The following is a 15,518-nucleotide window of genomic DNA, read 5'->3' on the forward strand; positions in this document are numbered from 1 at the left end:
CTGATATTGAATTTTTCTGCCCTTCATTGTTCATTCTAGGGTAAGGATCCGTAATATATAGCCGCTTTCGACGTCTATGGGTTGACTGCCCTGCCGAGAAAACATTTAAGTTTGAAGGAGTTAACGATATGGCCCTTGACAGTATTACACTCTATCATCTATTGAAAGAGCTTACGCCGGTTCTGGTTGGAACGCGTATTGATAAAATTCAGCAGCCTGAAAAAGAGGAGGTCCATCTTCTACTGCGGAGTCCCGGAAAAAATTTGCGTCTGCTGTTAAATGCCGGCAGCACTTCCGCCAGACTGCATCTGACTGAGCAAAATAAAAAAAATCCTGTCTCACCTCCGATGTTCTGCATGATTCTACGCAAACATCTCGAAGGCGGCAAGATTATCGGGATCAGTCAGTTCGGACTGGAACGCATCATTACCCTGACCGTACAGAATTACAATGAAAGAGGCGATCTTCAAGATTATCAGCTTATCCTGGAAGTCATGGGCAAGCACAGCAATTTGATTTTAGTTGATCCTCAGACCAACATTATTCTGGACGGAATCAGACGGTATTCCCATCTCCTGAGCAGACACCGGGAAGTGCTTCCCGGAAGATTGTATATCTCACCGCCTTCCCAGCATAAAGCCGAAGCTGTCAGCGATGAACAAAAATGGATGTCAGTCATCCTCGGGTATCCGCTTGATCGAAAAGTCTGTGATGTCCTGGTGAATCTGTTTGACGGTATCAGTCCTGAACTGGCCAAAGAGCTTGTTCTGAGGGCTTGTCTTGAGCTAGATGTGCTTCTTGACAACTGCGGACAAATTGACCTGAGCCGTCTTTTCCAGGCTTATTCCTTTTTCCTGCTGGCCAAACAGGATACAGCCGCTGATCCGTGCGTATATTATCAGTCCGGACGGGACAAGAACATGCCGGCTGCTTTTACCTTTATTCCGTATGTGCAGTACGAAGGTCTCAAACTTCAGAAAACATCGTATCTAAATGACGCGGTAGATTTGTATTACACCCAAAGAATGACCAGTCAGAAGAATGAGGCCAAAAAAGGCTCGCTCCGCAAGGTTGTCCAGGATCATTTTGTCCACATCAGCAAGAAAGACGTTATCTATTGTGATACAATCGCCAAGGCTCAAAAAGGGCTGGAATATCAAAAACTCGGAGAACTTTTGACGGCCAATCTCTATACGCTTGCATCGGGCATGAAAGAAGTTACCGTAGAAGACTACACCGATCCCGATTACAAATCTGTTACGATTGCGCTTGATCCAAACCTGACCGGCATTAACAATGCTCAGCGCTACTACAAAATCTACAATAAGGCCAAATCAACGATCAAAAAAACCACACCTCTGCAGGAAACTGCCCAAGAAGAAATGAATTATCTCCAGACACTAGCTCTAAGCATTGACCAGGCTGAAGACGATATCGAACTTAATGAGATCTATCAGGAACTGATCGATCAGGGATATATCAAAAAACAGGACAGGCACCAGATGAAAAAGAAACAAGCTGCCGGAAGAGAACAGAATTCTATTTCTCAGCCACATGTTTATTTGTCTAAAAATGGCAAAACGATTTTGGTCGGACGCAACAATAAGCAGAATGACCGGATGACCTGGAGGGAAGCGAAGCCGGGTGATCTATGGCTTCACGTCAAGAATATTCCTGGTTCCCATGTCATTGTTCCTCTGTCTGAAGAGGAGGAGTTCCCGGACGATAATACCTTGCTCGATGCCGCGGCACTGGCCATTTATTTCAGCCAGGCCAGGGGGTCTTCCCATGTCCCTGTCGACTATACTCACGTCCGGCAAATCAAAAAACCCCGGGGGGCCAAACCCGGGATGGTTGTTTATGAGCAAAACTGGTCTCTTCTACTGACACCGGAGCAGGATGCTATCGAGCGGCTCCTAGCTACCGAACAACCGATAACTCTATAATCAGCATTCAATAGAGGAGCTAACATGTCAAAACCTCTGGGCTTTCAGCAAATGAACCGTTGACATGTTTATAATATTTGAAGTGATCAGCAGGAATATGAAATTTTTCGGTAATAGACTAAGTCATAGACCCCTAAATAGCTAGAGAAAACTTCGCAAATACCATAAAATAGACTCCGTAATACGTAGTCAGCGTCAGCGAAGCACGATGCGGAGCGCGGCTTTTTGTGCCATGAATGGCACAAAGCCGAAAGCGACTATGTATTACGGAGTCCTACCTAAATAACAAATTCTTTACTTGTCTAGGTCTATTTTATTCCCCGGCTCCCAGGTTTCTCCCACGGGATACCCTGCTTGCAAAGCGGGCAATCATCCGGCTCATAAGCTTCAATATTCATCTGGATCAAGCTGTGCAGCAAAAGTCCGTCAAAATCAGCTTTGCCACCACTACGGTCCACAAGCACACCTACACCGACCGGAACTGCACCGGCTTCCTTGACGATATTGATGACTTCTTTAACCGATCCGCCGGTCGTAATAACATCTTCGACCACGAGGACTTTTTCGCCAGGTTCAAGCTTGAATCCTCTCCTGAGCGCCATTTCCCCATTCTGCCTTTCGGTAAAGATCGCTTTTACCCCTAAGTTCCGGCCAACCTCATGGGCGACGACAATCCCGCCCATCGCAGGACCAATAACAGTTTCGATCTCCATTCCTTCAAACTTTCCGGCCAGGTCCTTTCCGAGTACTGCAGCTTTCCTCGGATACTGAAGTACCTGGGCGCACTGCATGTAACGCGCGCTGTGTTTCCCTGAAGTAAGAAGAAAATGGCCTTGAAGCAGCGCTCCGGTCTCCTTGAAAATATCGAGAATGTCATTTTCATTTAATCTTTCAGTCGTTGAATGATCAGACACGTTTATTCCACCTTCCAAAATATGATTTCTGAATTTATCCATAAAATACCAGTACGATGACATTTTACATGTATTATGGCACTTAAAATATTCTACCACATTGATTCAGAAAAAAGGAACTATTTTGGTGTGATCTATCTCAAATTTTGTTCTGTTCATTTGAGAAAGGAGCATTCCCGTGAATATGAGCACGCATTCAGCATTTCCGCACTGCCGAGCTGCTCTTGAAGAATAGGATATCTTCGATGGCTACAAACAATGTTTTCATACTTAAAACGTTTGCCGCATTATTTACAAAAATAGTTATTATATTTATTATTTTTTGTTATATAATAGATTACAGAAATATTTCTTACTTTATTTTACATTTCTTTTATTTACTAGTAATCACTATTTGATAATATCTAAAAACTAAAATAATCTATTATTTATGATTAGAAAATAATAGATCATTTACCAAGGTGGTTTAAATGCTATTTCAGGATTTTGATGTCTATTTCAAAAGTGAGCAGGATAAAGAAGAAAAACTTCTATATGCCTTCATGAGCCTTGAAAAAATACCCGATAGCGTGTTCTGGGTCGATGACGAAGGAAACCTCTCTTTCGTCAATGAAGCCGCCTGCCGGACATTGGGCTACACCAGAGAAGAGCTGCTCACCTTCAATATTAGGGACTTTGACCCTATTGTTGCGGGCGGAATTAACCAAAACATTATTGAATATGTTGATTACGGAGGACTTTCTCTTTTCCGGACATTTCACAAACATAAGGACGGTCATCTAATCCCGGTCGAAGTATTAAGCACCGTCAGACAATTGGTCGGCAATAAATATCTCGCTACATCCATTGTCCGCGACATCACGGACCGGGTCCAGGTAGAGGAAGAATTAAAAGAGACGTACAACCGTCTTGAGGTCTTATATAATATTTATCAGGCGACGACAAGTGAAAAGAACATTAACAGACTCATCCGACAAGCTGCCGATATCATGAAAAGCACGTTTGAATTTGATGCTTTTGTTTTTTACATTTATGATGACTACCTGCAAGGACCGGCGTTATATTATACGCTTGGACTGCCCAAAGAAATCATCCGCAAAATAGAAATTCTGCCGCAGTATGTCGGTTTTATCGGTCAAAGTCTTACATCAGGCTTTATGGCATACTCCAAGTATACGGAAAAAACTAAAATTGATGAAAGCATCAAACAGTTATTTCTTGATTATGGCTTTACTGATGAAATGGCTTTTCCGATCATGTTTGAACAAAAAACGATCGGCGGCATTGGACTGATTAATAAGCATAATAAGCCTTTCAAAGCCAAAGATAAGGAATTGCTGCAGGCTGTTTGCGGGCAGCTCAGCACGGTTATCCAAAATCTCAAGCTGATCCACTCTCTGAGCAAAGAACTGAAAGAGCACAAACGCACAGCTGAAGCTTTAAAAAAAGTGAATGCTGAATTGGAAAAATCAGCATTCACCGACCAGCTCACAAATATTTGGAACCGAAGATGCTTTCTGAAGAATTCGGCAATTGAAATTGAACGTTCCAGACGTAACAAGTATCCGCTTTCCCTGCTGCTTCTGGATATTGACCACTTCAAATTGATCAATGACAACTATGGACATCAGGCTGGGGATCAGGCCTTGATTGAGTTTGCGAACCTTCTGCGGGATAATATCCGAAGCTTTGACTCTTTAGCACGTTGGGGAGGGGAAGAATTCCTGATCCTGGCGCCTCACCTTCGGGCCGGAAACGCCGTGCAGTACGCCGACAGGCTCAGGGAGTTGATTGCGGAACACCTGTTCCAGGAAGTCGGAGAAATCACGGCAAGCATCGGGGTCACCGAACTAGCCAATACCGATAACATAGATTCCTGGATCAAGAAGGTGGATAACGCTCTCTACCGAGCCAAGGAACAAGGACGCAACAGGGTTGAGTTCAATGGCGTTGTCATCCTCTGAAATTAGCCCACAAGCTTCCCTGGACATCGTCTACCAGAGATCCTGCCTCAAACCGGTTCCTACCGTTGGCTTTCGCTTTATACAGCTGGAGGTCAGCTTTTTTGATCAGTTCCTCGGCCGATTCTTCTTTAAGCTCGCTGATTCCTCCGCTTACTGTTATATGTATGCCTTCCCGAAAATCAGTTAGTGCTATCTTATATCTCAGCCGTTCCGCCAGGAATAAAACCTCATCCGAGGCAGTATCAGGCAGGATAATGACGAATTCGTCCCCGCCATATCTGCCGATAATATCGGTACTCCGGCATGCCTGGCTCAATATTCCGGCAACACGGATGATGACATCGTCTCCGCATTGATGACCGAACCGGTCGTTGATGTCTTTAAAATCATCGATATCCATCATAATGATAGACAGTGGATAATCAATCCGTTTGGCACGTTCAATCTCTTCCTTGAGTTTCAGAAAGAGATTTTCATGGTTATATAGGGATGTCATCGAATCGCGGACGGATAGGTCGGCCAATATTGTATTCTTGGTTTCAATTTCTTTCTTATAAATCAAGGACAATAATCTGATTCTGAACACCATCCTGCAAAAAATCCAGGCGCACAGGTTCATTATAAAGGCATTGATACGCAGAATCTCCACCGTATATGGATCGGGTTGATAGTATGGAATAACCCCGAAAAAGAAAAGGTAAATGGTAAAATACAAAATAAAACTTGTCAAAGGAGTTAAATAGATAAAAGCTGCTATGCCGAATACCGCAATAATATAGGGATTAATAGAAACAAGTTCATTTTGCGGCAGAACACTAAGCGCGCAGCCAAAAACCAGTAAAATGATTAAATATCCAACTTCTGTACAATAGATGATTTCCTTTCTGTAAACGTTGCATTTCCGGTATACTTGAATAAGAAGCGGAAGCATCAGCAAACTGATCGGAACAAAAATCAATATGCTGATTTCAACGTCTACGACCGCACGCGGGAAAAAAATCAGAAGCAAACTCTCACAAATGCTAAAAAATCCCGCGACAACAATTAGCTTTAAAAAATTATCTTTCCAAAGCTGCCGCGAAAATTCATCCTTGTTTTCTTTTGGAAGAACCATAAAGTATTTACGTAAACGTTCAAACCTCATGAATTGCCTAACCTCATGAATTTTTTCATGCTGTCAAGTTATGCTGTCATTTTTATGCTGTAAAATATAGCTTCAAACAATATAACAATATCATGTCAACTTATAACGTCACAACTATATAACGATAGCCAAATCCTGTCAATACAAATACTGTTCCTATTTTAATCCCATAGGTGCTCTATGGCTTCCCTGGGATTCTCATTCAAGGTAATCGGTCTGCCGACTACCAGATAAGAGCTTCCGGCTTCCAGGGCCATGCGCGGGGTAAGAACCCGTACTTGGTCATTTTTTTCGCTCCAGGCCGGCCGGATCCCCGGTGTTACGAGAAGAAAATCTTCTCCGCATTCCTCCCGGAGAATTTTTGCTTCCTGCGCGGAAGAAACGACCCCGTTCAAATTTGCTTTCCTAGCGAGCATTGCCAGTTTCAGTACCTGCTCCTGCGTACTGCCCTGCACCCCGATCGATGTCAGGTCTTCCTGTCCCATACTTGTAAGGACGGTTACGCCGATGATGGTTTTGCCGGCCTTTTGGCCGACCTCGGCCGCTCTGGCCATCATTTCATATCCGCCGCTGCAGTGGACATTGATCATATCCACGCCGGAGGCGGTCAGCACCCTTAGGGTTTTTTCGACGGTGGTAGGAATATCATGCAGCTTGAGATCGAGAAATATTTTAAATCCGAGCTCCTTGAACTGTTGAATCAGGCTTAAACCTGAAAGCGCATAAAGCTCGAGGCCGACCTTCAGCCAGCACCCGCTGCCGGCAAGCACCCGGGCAATGTCCAGGGCTTTTTCTTTCGTATTGACATCCAGGGCAACGATAACTTTTTCATTTAAACTTTGCAAAGTTTCCATTTTTTCATCCTTTCTGCGCATGGGCAAGTCCAACGGTTTCCCCGACCGACTGATAACCTCTCTGATTGCAATAGGCCTTAATTCCTTCCAAAATCTCAACAGGCGCAAGCGGATTGCCAAAATTAGCTGTTCCGATGCTCACTGCCGAAGCACCTGCCAGCATGAACTCGATAGCATCCTGCCAGGTCAAAATTCCTCCCATGCCGATGACCGGCAGCTTTACAGTCTGATAGACCTGATAGACCATTCTGACGGCTACCGGCCGGACTGCGGGACCGGATAACCCCCCCATCGTGTTGGCCAACACCGGTTTCTGGGCATTGAGATCAATCTGCATGCCCAGAAGCGTATTAATCAAAGAAATGATATCCGCCCCGCCACTTTCCACAGCTTTAGCCATCGCTGTAATATCGGTCACATTCGGAGACAGCTTCGCAATCAACGGCAGATCCGTTTCCTTTCTGACGGCAGCGATGACTTCTTCCGCACTCTTGGGATCAGTTCCGAAAGCCATCCCGCCGTGTTTGATGTTCGGACAAGAGATGTTAACTTCCAGGGCTGCAATCCCGCAGCCGCGTTGGAAGGATGATGCCATCAGAGCATAATCTTCCAGTGAGAAGCCCGAGATATTGACAATCACTGCTGTGTCCAGCAAGGCTAACTCCGGTAGATAGTTTTTTAAGAAAGCCTCCAGTCCGGGGTTTTCCAAGCCTACAGAATTCAGTAGGCCTGATGGAGTCTCCGCGAGCCTCGGTACAGGATTCCCAAGACGCGGAAGCGGTGTAATCCCTTTGACTGTGATCCCACCGAGAACAGAGGGTTCATAAAACGGAGCATAGGTTTCACCGAAGCCATACGTGCCGGAGGCAGTGATGACAGGATTTTTAAGCTTTAATCCTGCCAGATCAGTCTCAAGATTAAATGTCTGCATCCCAGACCACCTCCTGCCCATTCATTACTGGTCCCTCTTTGCAGACGCGTTTTCGTTTCAGTCCGCCGTTTTCGGCTCTGACAGTACAGACACAGCCCAAACATGCGCCTACCCCGCAGGCCATCCGCTCTTCCAAAGAAACCTCCAGCGGAACATCGCTGTTTAGGCAAATTCCTGCGACAGCCTTCAGCATACCGTTCGGACCACAGGCTGCAGCCTGCAGAAGCCCCTCGCGCAGCAATTCATGCGTGCTTCCGACAGCCAGATGCTTTTCCAGCAGTGTGGTGACCAGACCTTTCTCTCCAAAACTTCCGTCCAGCGTTGAAAGTTCAACATCCAAACCTTTTTGCAGCAGTAGATTCAAATCTGCACTGTCCAGAAAATCTTTGTTTTCTCCTCCCCAGAGGACTTTTATCTTTACTGGATATTTCTCCGCGGACTGGATTACAGAGAACAGCGGAAACATCCCTATTCCGCCTGCAATCAGCAGAAGTTCCCCTTTCTCCGGGATTGAAAAGCCCGTCCCCAGCGGTCCCAGCACACTAAGCACTTGACCCGCCGGTATCCTCGAGAGTAGTTCAGTTCCTTTCCCTTTGATTCTGTAGTAGATGGTCACTTCTCCACGTTCAGGGTCGATCCCGGCAATGCTAAGTGGTCTGCGCAGAAGCGGGTCACTCGTGTCCGTGACCTGGATATGCAGGAACTGGCCTGGTCGAGCTGTTTTTGCAGCTTCTCCGCTCAAAACAAGTTTGTACAAGCCTTGAGCGGGGTGTCCGATCCCTTCATTAATCACGACTTTTTCCTTGAGGTTCATGATGCTCAACTCCCTGTAGATCGATTCGTATATTACATTACAACAATGCTCGGTTAGTCTCCGTAACGGATCACCGCTTTCGGTCGTTGTGTCATCCCTGACACAAAATCCCGCGCTTCGCATCCGTGCTCCGCTTGGCGCTGGCCATCCATTACGGAGACTAGTCTGCAGCCAGTGAAAGGTATAGCTACTTAGATTAGCCGAGCGGTATGATGCTCGGCGTATTGGCCTCCAGAACATGCAGCCAGGCTTCAGCCGTATCCATACTGGTAAAGCACGGTACGCCATGTTCGACGGCACTTCTACGGATCGCAAAACCGTCGCTGGCAATGATTCTGCCATGTGTGGTTGTATTTAAGACACACTGGACACGACCCTTGCGGATTTTCTCAGTGATATCGTCCGATCCGGAATGAAGTTTACCAACCGTGTCAACTTCAATACCGGACTGGCGAATCGCCTTGGCCGTCCCTTCCGTGGCAATGATTCTAAAGCCAAGTTTGGCAAAACGTTTAACCAGCCGTATCCCGTCTTCTTTATCACGGTCAGCCAGGGTGGCAAGCAGCGTGCCGTAAACCGATATCTGCATGCCGGCGGCCATCAATGCTTTCTGGAGCGCTTTTTCATAATCATAATCAATCCCCATGACTTCTCCGGTTGATTTCATTTCGGGACCCAGAGAAGGTTCAACGAGCAGCAGCTTGGAGAAAGAGAATACCGGCGCTTTTACCGCAACCTTCTCTCCAACCGGCCACAAACCGGATTTAATACCCATGCTTCCCAGCTTCTCTCCAAGAATAACCCGGGTGGCCAATTCCACAATCGGCACGCCGGTAATCTTGCTTAAGAAAGGAACCGTACGGCTGGAGCGGGGATTGACTTCCAAAACATAGACCTGATCTTTATAGATGACATACTGGATATTCAACAAGCCTTTTATCCGCAGGCTCCGGGCCAGCGAAACGGTTAAGTCCTCGATGATTTCCTTGACGTGGTCTGCAACCGTTTGCGGCGGATAGACCGCAATCGAATCGCCGGAATGAATACCGGCCCGTTCCAGATGTTCCATGATTCCGGGAATGCAGACGGTTTCCCCGTCGGAAATCGCATCGACTTCGACCTCTTTGCCGAGAAGATACTGGTCGATCCAGATGCTTTGTCCCGGAAAATCCGCCAAAGCCCTTGCAAATACGCCCTGGAGTTCCTGAGGCTCATAAACAATTTGCATAGCTCTTCCTCCAAGCACATAGGAAGGACGTACAATCAGCGGATAACCGATATCCTCTGCAAGCTTTTCAGCTTCTTCCATGCTGGAAACACATCCGCCGCGGGGCCGGCGAGCACCCAGCTGCTGCAGAACTTCATCAAAGATTCCTCTCTCTTCCGCTCTGTCCGTGTCTTCAACCGTCGTGCCAAGAACCCGGTAACCGCGTTCCGCCAGTCCTTTGCATAACCCGATCGCAGTCTGTCCGCCAAATTGGACGACGATACCCTCAGGTTTTTCTTTCTCGAGGACTGCCGTGACATCCTCAATTGTGAGCGGTTCAAAGTAAAGCCTATCGGCCGTATCAAAGTCAGTAGACACTGTTTCCGGATTATTGTTGATAATGATACTCTCAATACCTGCCTTGCGCAGCGCCTTCACAGCATGAACCGAGCAATAATCAAACTCGATGCCCTGACCGATCCTGATCGGCCCCGATCCCAGGACGACAACTTTCCGTCGATCTGTCGGCTGGACCTCATCCTCGACATCATAGCTCGAGTAAAAGTACGGGGTCGTCGCCTCAAACTCCCCGGCGCAGGTATCGACCATTTTAAAGACAGGCTTCAGGTTGTTTTGGATCCTGAAATCATAGACCTGCTGCTCTGTCGTATTCCAAAGTCTGGCAATCTGACGGTCGGAATAACCAAGCCGTTTTGCTTTCGCCAGAACTGTCAAATCCCAGATCTGTTGCTTTATTTCTGCGGATGTCCTGACAATCCCTTCTATTTTCTTCAAAAAGTAAGGATTCCACTCATTTAACCGATTAATTTCGTCTACAGTCCATCCCCTCCGGAAAGCTTCCGCGATCACGAAGAGCAGATTATCCTCCGGCAGGCTACATCTTTTCCGAAGAAGTTCATCGTCGATATACTCCATCTCTTCAAGCAGGATGCCGTAGGCTTTAGTTTCTAGGGAGCGTACTGCCTTTAAGAGGGCCGTCTCCAAATTACGGCCCAAACCCATAACCTCTCCGGTCGCCTTCATTTGCGTACCAATCCTGCGGTCGGCATCGGAAAATTTATCGAAAGGCCAGCGCGGGATTTTCACGACCACATAGTCGATCGCAGGTTCAAAGCAGGCCGAAGTCTTCCCGGTTACTGCATTCGGCAGTTCAGCCAGCGTATAGCCAATCGCTATTTTGGCAGCTACCTTCGCAATCGGATAACCGGTCGCTTTGGAAGCCAGCGCGCTCGAACGGCTCAAACGCGGATTGACCTCAATGACACAGTATTCAAGTCTTTCCGGATGCAGCGCATATTGAACATTGCAGCCTCCCTCAATACCGAGGGCCGCCACGATTTTCAGGGCCGAAGTCCGAAGTGTCTGAACTTCCTTATCCGTAAGCGTCTGACAGGGCGCCACGACGATGCTGTCACCGGTATGGACGCCGACAGGATCTATATTTTCCATATGGCAAACCGTGATACTATTGCCGCAGCTGTCCCGCAGCACCTCATACTCAATTTCTTTCCAGCCGGCTACACTTTTTTCGATTAGAATCTGCCCAATCATACTGGCTTTGATTCCGCTGGCGGCAATCGTTGCCAGGGCATCCGCATCTTTGGCGATTCCGCCGCCGGTACCGCCCAGCGTGAATGCCGGTCGAACAATCACCGGATAGCCGATTTCTTCAGCAAATTCCAGGGCCTCCTGCACATCAGAAACAATCGAACTTGCCGGGATCGGTTCCCCGATTTCGTTCATCAAATTCCGGAAAAGCTCCCTGTCCTCCGCCTTGCTGATGCTCTCCAGCGGCGTTCCCAAAAGCGTAACACCACAGCGGTCCAGAATACCGGCTTTGGCTAGCTGGAAAGCCAGGTTCAGTCCAGTTTGGCCGCCCATAGTCGGAATGAGTCCGTCGGGTCTTTCCTTCTCAATAATTCTCTCCAAAAACTCCAGTGTCAGAGGCTCGATATATACTTTATCGGCAATTTCCTTATCCGTCATAATCGTAGCCGGATTGGAATTGACCAGAACAATTTCCACGCCTTCTTCCCTTAAAGCCCGACAGGCCTGCGTTCCAGCATAGTCAAATTCAGCCGCCTGTCCGATCACGATGGGTCCTGAACCAATCACCATGACCTTCCGCCAATTTTGTTTCGGCATTTACATTTCCCCCCAATTAGCGTTCAGCATCTCTGCAAAGCGGTCAAATATTTCATCATTTTCCTCAGGGCCCGGTGCAGCTTCAGGATGATATTGCACAGTTAAAACCGGATATTTTTCGTGCTTCAGGCCTTCAACCGTGCCATCATTCAAATTCGCATACATGATGTTAAACCCAGTTCCTCGAAGCGATTCTTCACTGACAGCATAACCATGGTTCTGAGAAGTCATGGTTACTTTGCCCGTTTCTTTGTTCTGAACAGGATGGTTCCCTCCGCGATGCCCAAACGGTAGCTTGTAGGTTGAAGCGCCCGCGGCTATTGCCATAATCTGATGACCCATACAAATTCCCATAATCGGTAATTCTGCAATCAGTTTCCCCATATTCTCGGCGATCTCCGGCAGACGGGATGGATCTCCAGGTCCATTGCTCAGCACAAGTCCCTGTGGCCTCAACTCCATTATTTTCTGAGAGGGAGTCCCTGCAGGGAAAACATGCAGCCGGTAACCTCTTTTTTGCAGGCAGCGCAAAATATTCTTTTTGGCGCCAAGATCAAGTACGGCCAACTCCGGACCGTTACCGGGAATGACATATTCTTCGTCAGATGTCGCCTGGTACACCCAATGTTTTTCAGGGTCAAAATCCTGCGGCGTGCTTTTCTGCCAGAACGCTGCGGCCTGTTCCAGTTTCTCGACCATTATGCCGGACATCGTCCCATTGTTCCGGATATAGCGGGTCAACGCCCGGGTATCGACGCCTTTTAAGCCAGGGATATTCTGTTTCATACAGAAATCTTCCAGGCTTCCATCGGCATGCAGGCTGCCTTCGCCAGCCGAGAGCTCCCGCACGATGATACCCTTAAGCAGTACCTTGTCAGCTTCGCTCTCTTCATTATGCCAGCCGTAGTTCCCGATCTGCGGGTGCGTAAATGTCAGGATTTGTCCGGCATAGGACAAATCGGTGATCATCTCCTGATATCCGCACATCGAAGTATTGAATACGACTTCCCCTTTGATCACGTGGTCTCGGCCAATCCAGGAACCAAATTTTTCTCCTTCAAAAGCTTTTCCGTCACTTAAAACCAGCCAAGCCATTATGCTTCCTCCTTATTATCTAAAAGCTTTCTTCCGGCCATTCGTATTTTTCCGCCGACAATGGTCATTACTGGGAATCCCTGCATCTCCTGTCCCAGGAAAGGGGTATTCTGCGACTTTGTCTCCATTGTCTCCGCAGAAATCATTTCCCGGTATTCCGGGTCAAACAGGACCAAGTCGGCCTGGCTCCCGGGTTGAAGTGTTCCACTCGGCAGGCCGAAACGGCGAGCCGGGTTCGCCGACCATAAAGCGATGACCTGATCCGGGGTTATTTTTCCTTTTAACACGAGGTTCTGCCAGACTGCGGCTAGGACTGTTTCCAGCGCGTTGATCCCAAACGGTGCTTCGGCAAAAGGCCGAGTCTTTTCTTCCCAGGTATGCGGGGCATGGTCTGTCGCCAGCATATCGATCGTCCCGTCCAGCAAGCCTTCCAACAGCGCAATCTGGTCTTCTGCAGAAGGAAGCGGTGGATTGACTTTATAAGAGGCATTGGTCAGGCTAACATCCTGATCCATAAAGATCAGATGGTGCGGATTCACTTCGGCCGTTACATCCACACCCATTTTTTTTGCTTCTCTGATAATCTGCACACTTTCTTTGGTCGATACATGCGCAATATGGAGTTTCCCTCCTGTTTCAGCCGCCAGCAGCACATCCCTGGCCACCATTACGCTCTCGGCGCTGGCCGGAATTCCTCTTAAGCCGAGTCTCGCACTCATTTCACCTTTGCGCATCACACCGTGTCCGGCCAGGCTGTCATCTTCACAATGGCTGATGATCGGGCAGCCGGTTAGCTTGGCGTATTCCAGTGCCAGACGCATCATCTCAGCATTCTGGATTCCTTTACCGTCATCGGAAAACGCAACTGCTCCGCCGTCGAGGATATCCATCATCTCGACCAGCTCTTTGCCAAGAAAACCTTTCGTTACCGCCGCGATCGGATAGACTCTGGCCATAGCGGCGCGTTCTCCCTGCAGCCGCACAAATTCCGTTAGCGCACGGTTGTCAACAATCGGCGTTGTATTGGCCATGGCGAGTATCGAGGTAAATCCTCCTTTTATCGCAGCTCTGGAACCGCTGCGGATATCTTCCTTCTCCTCTTGACCGGGTTCGCGGAGATGCACGTGCACATCAATTAGACCGGGGAACAAATATTTTCCTTCCCCCTCAACCTGCAGCACATCGTCAAGCCGCTGGGCTTCCAGCGCTTCCAGAACGTCTGCAGGCTGCAGGTTCCCGGCTGATTTCACGATAACGCCATCTTTAACCAAGACATCATTGATCCCGGACAATCCTTGGGCCGGGTCAACCACATACGCATTCTTAATCCACAACACTGCCTGTCCCTCCTATCAGCAAGTAAATCAAAGCCATCCGAACGGCAACGCCGTTGGTGACCTGCTCTTCAATCACAGACTGCACACTGTCAGCCAAATCACTCGTAATCTCGACGCCTCTGTTCATCGGACCGGGGTGCATGATAATGGTATCTTTGCCGGTTTGTTTTAACTTTTCCTGGCTAAGACCATATAACCTGCTGTATTCCCGGATTGACGGAAAGAGGCCGCTTTGCTGCCTTTCCAACTGAAGACGGAGAGCCATCACCGCATCGGCCCCGGGCAGTTCTTTATCCAAATCGTAAGAGGTTTTCACACCAAGGTAATTCATTTCCGATGGCAGCAGTGTCGGCGGGCCAACCAAAACGACTTCGGCACCAAGTTTTTTCAGTCCGAGGACATTGCTCCGCACAACTCTAGAGTGCAGCGCATCGCCGACAATCACAATTTTCTTGCCTTGAAGTTCGCCCAGTCTTTCCTGCATCGTAAAAAAGTCCAGTAAGGCCTGAGTCGGATGGGCATGCTGGCCATCACCACCATTGATCACGCCGGCTGAAAGCTCATCGGCGAGGAACTCTGCCGCCCCTGAGCTGCCATGCCTGATGACTACCAAATCAACTTTCATGGCCTGAAGCGTCTTCGCTGTATCCAGAAGGGTTTCTCCCTTACTTACACTGCTTTGGGCAACTGCAATATTTGACGTATCTGCTCCAAGGATTTTGGCCGCAGTCTCGAAGGAAGTCCTGGTCCGGGTGCTGTTTTCATAAAAAAGCATGACCACAGATTTCCCTCTCAGTGTCGGTAATTTCTTATTGGGTCTTGCCAGAATCTCTTTCATCGGAGCCGCGGTCTTCAAAATATGTTTAATTTCTTCCGCTGTCAGTTTGTCCAGATCAAGCAGGTCCTTGTGCTTCCAGTTCATGCGTACGCCTCCCATCAATCATTTCTTCATGCCTGAATTTACTTCTCAATCCATTCCAACCCCAAATTTCTTTCCATGCTTTTTAAGTTCGTTTTATCAGAGAATTTGGTTTGATTGTATAAAATATATTCGGAATCTTTGACCCGAGATTTATCTACGTAATGGATAGCCAGCGTCAAGTGAAGCACGATGCGGAGCGCGGATGTTTGCGCCACGGAGGGCGC

General features: G+C 47.9%; 11 protein-coding genes. 2 read left to right on the top strand and 9 right to left on the bottom strand.

Annotated features, from left to right (window positions below):
* The first annotated feature begins 128 nt into the window (after window positions 1-128).
* A complete protein-coding gene (locus tag DHBDCA_RS07000) occupies window positions 129-1,946 on the top strand; it encodes an Rqc2 family fibronectin-binding protein (RefSeq protein ID WP_015043506.1) in 1,818 nt (605 codons plus the stop codon).
* A gap of 308 nt (window positions 1,947-2,254) precedes the next feature.
* Here DHBDCA_RS07000 and pyrE read toward each other — a convergent pair whose 3' ends face one another.
* Window positions 2,255-2,902 carry an orotate phosphoribosyltransferase gene (gene pyrE / locus DHBDCA_RS07005; RefSeq protein ID WP_015043507.1) on the bottom strand — a complete coding sequence of 216 codons (648 nt, stop codon included), beginning with the start codon at window positions 2,900-2,902 and terminating at the stop codon, window positions 2,255-2,257.
* A 428-nt stretch (window positions 2,903-3,330) separates the two neighbouring features.
* Here pyrE and DHBDCA_RS07010 point away from each other — a divergent pair, with 428 nt between their 5' ends.
* The gene (locus tag DHBDCA_RS07010) at window positions 3,331-4,824 is read left to right on the top strand and encodes a sensor domain-containing diguanylate cyclase (protein WP_015043508.1); all 1,494 of its coding nucleotides are present in this window, start codon (window positions 3,331-3,333) and stop codon (window positions 4,822-4,824) included.
* Here the strand turns inward: DHBDCA_RS07010 and DHBDCA_RS07015 are convergent.
* The 8 genes from DHBDCA_RS07015 to DHBDCA_RS07050 form a co-directional block, all read right to left on the bottom strand.
* Window positions 4,814-5,968: a GGDEF domain-containing protein gene (locus tag DHBDCA_RS07015; protein WP_015043509.1), complete on the bottom strand. Its 1,155-nt coding sequence runs from the start codon at window positions 5,966-5,968 to the stop codon at window positions 4,814-4,816. The two genes, DHBDCA_RS07010 and DHBDCA_RS07015, sit on opposite strands and share 11 nt — an antisense overlap.
* 161 nt (window positions 5,969-6,129) lie before the next feature.
* Complete coding sequence (pyrF, locus tag DHBDCA_RS07020; RefSeq protein ID WP_015043510.1) at window positions 6,130-6,822, bottom strand: orotidine-5'-phosphate decarboxylase; 693 nt, start codon at window positions 6,820-6,822, stop codon at window positions 6,130-6,132.
* Between the two features lie 4 nt (window positions 6,823-6,826).
* The gene (locus tag DHBDCA_RS07025; protein ID WP_015043511.1) at window positions 6,827-7,753 is read right to left on the bottom strand and encodes a dihydroorotate dehydrogenase; all 927 of its coding nucleotides are present in this window, start codon (window positions 7,751-7,753) and stop codon (window positions 6,827-6,829) included.
* A complete protein-coding gene (locus DHBDCA_RS07030) occupies window positions 7,740-8,567 on the bottom strand; it encodes a dihydroorotate dehydrogenase electron transfer subunit (protein WP_015043512.1) in 828 nt (275 codons plus the stop codon). The genes DHBDCA_RS07025 and DHBDCA_RS07030 overlap by 14 nt, the downstream gene beginning before the upstream one ends.
* Window positions 8,568-8,763: 196 nt before the next feature.
* Window positions 8,764-11,940, bottom strand: coding sequence for a carbamoyl-phosphate synthase large subunit (gene carB / locus DHBDCA_RS07035; protein ID WP_015043513.1), 3,177 nt, complete (start codon window positions 11,938-11,940; stop codon window positions 8,764-8,766).
* Window positions 11,941-13,035 (bottom strand): carbamoyl phosphate synthase small subunit, encoded by a 1,095-nt coding sequence (locus DHBDCA_RS07040; protein ID WP_015043514.1) that lies wholly within the window; start codon window positions 13,033-13,035, stop codon window positions 11,941-11,943. It lies immediately after the preceding gene.
* On the bottom strand, window positions 13,035-14,372 hold the full coding sequence (locus DHBDCA_RS07045; protein ID WP_015043515.1) for a dihydroorotase: 1,338 nt from the start codon (window positions 14,370-14,372) through the stop codon (window positions 13,035-13,037). Before DHBDCA_RS07045 ends, DHBDCA_RS07040 begins: the two co-directional genes overlap by 1 nt.
* On the bottom strand, window positions 14,359-15,294 hold the full coding sequence (locus DHBDCA_RS07050; protein WP_015043516.1) for an aspartate carbamoyltransferase catalytic subunit: 936 nt from the start codon (window positions 15,292-15,294) through the stop codon (window positions 14,359-14,361). The genes DHBDCA_RS07045 and DHBDCA_RS07050 overlap by 14 nt, the downstream gene beginning before the upstream one ends.
* Between the last annotated feature and the right edge of the window lie 224 nt (window positions 15,295-15,518).

This window comes from Dehalobacter sp. DCA (genome assembly GCF_000305775.1).
In the GTDB taxonomy this organism is placed as follows: domain Bacteria; phylum Bacillota; class Desulfitobacteriia; order Desulfitobacteriales; family Syntrophobotulaceae; genus Dehalobacter; species Dehalobacter alkaniphilus.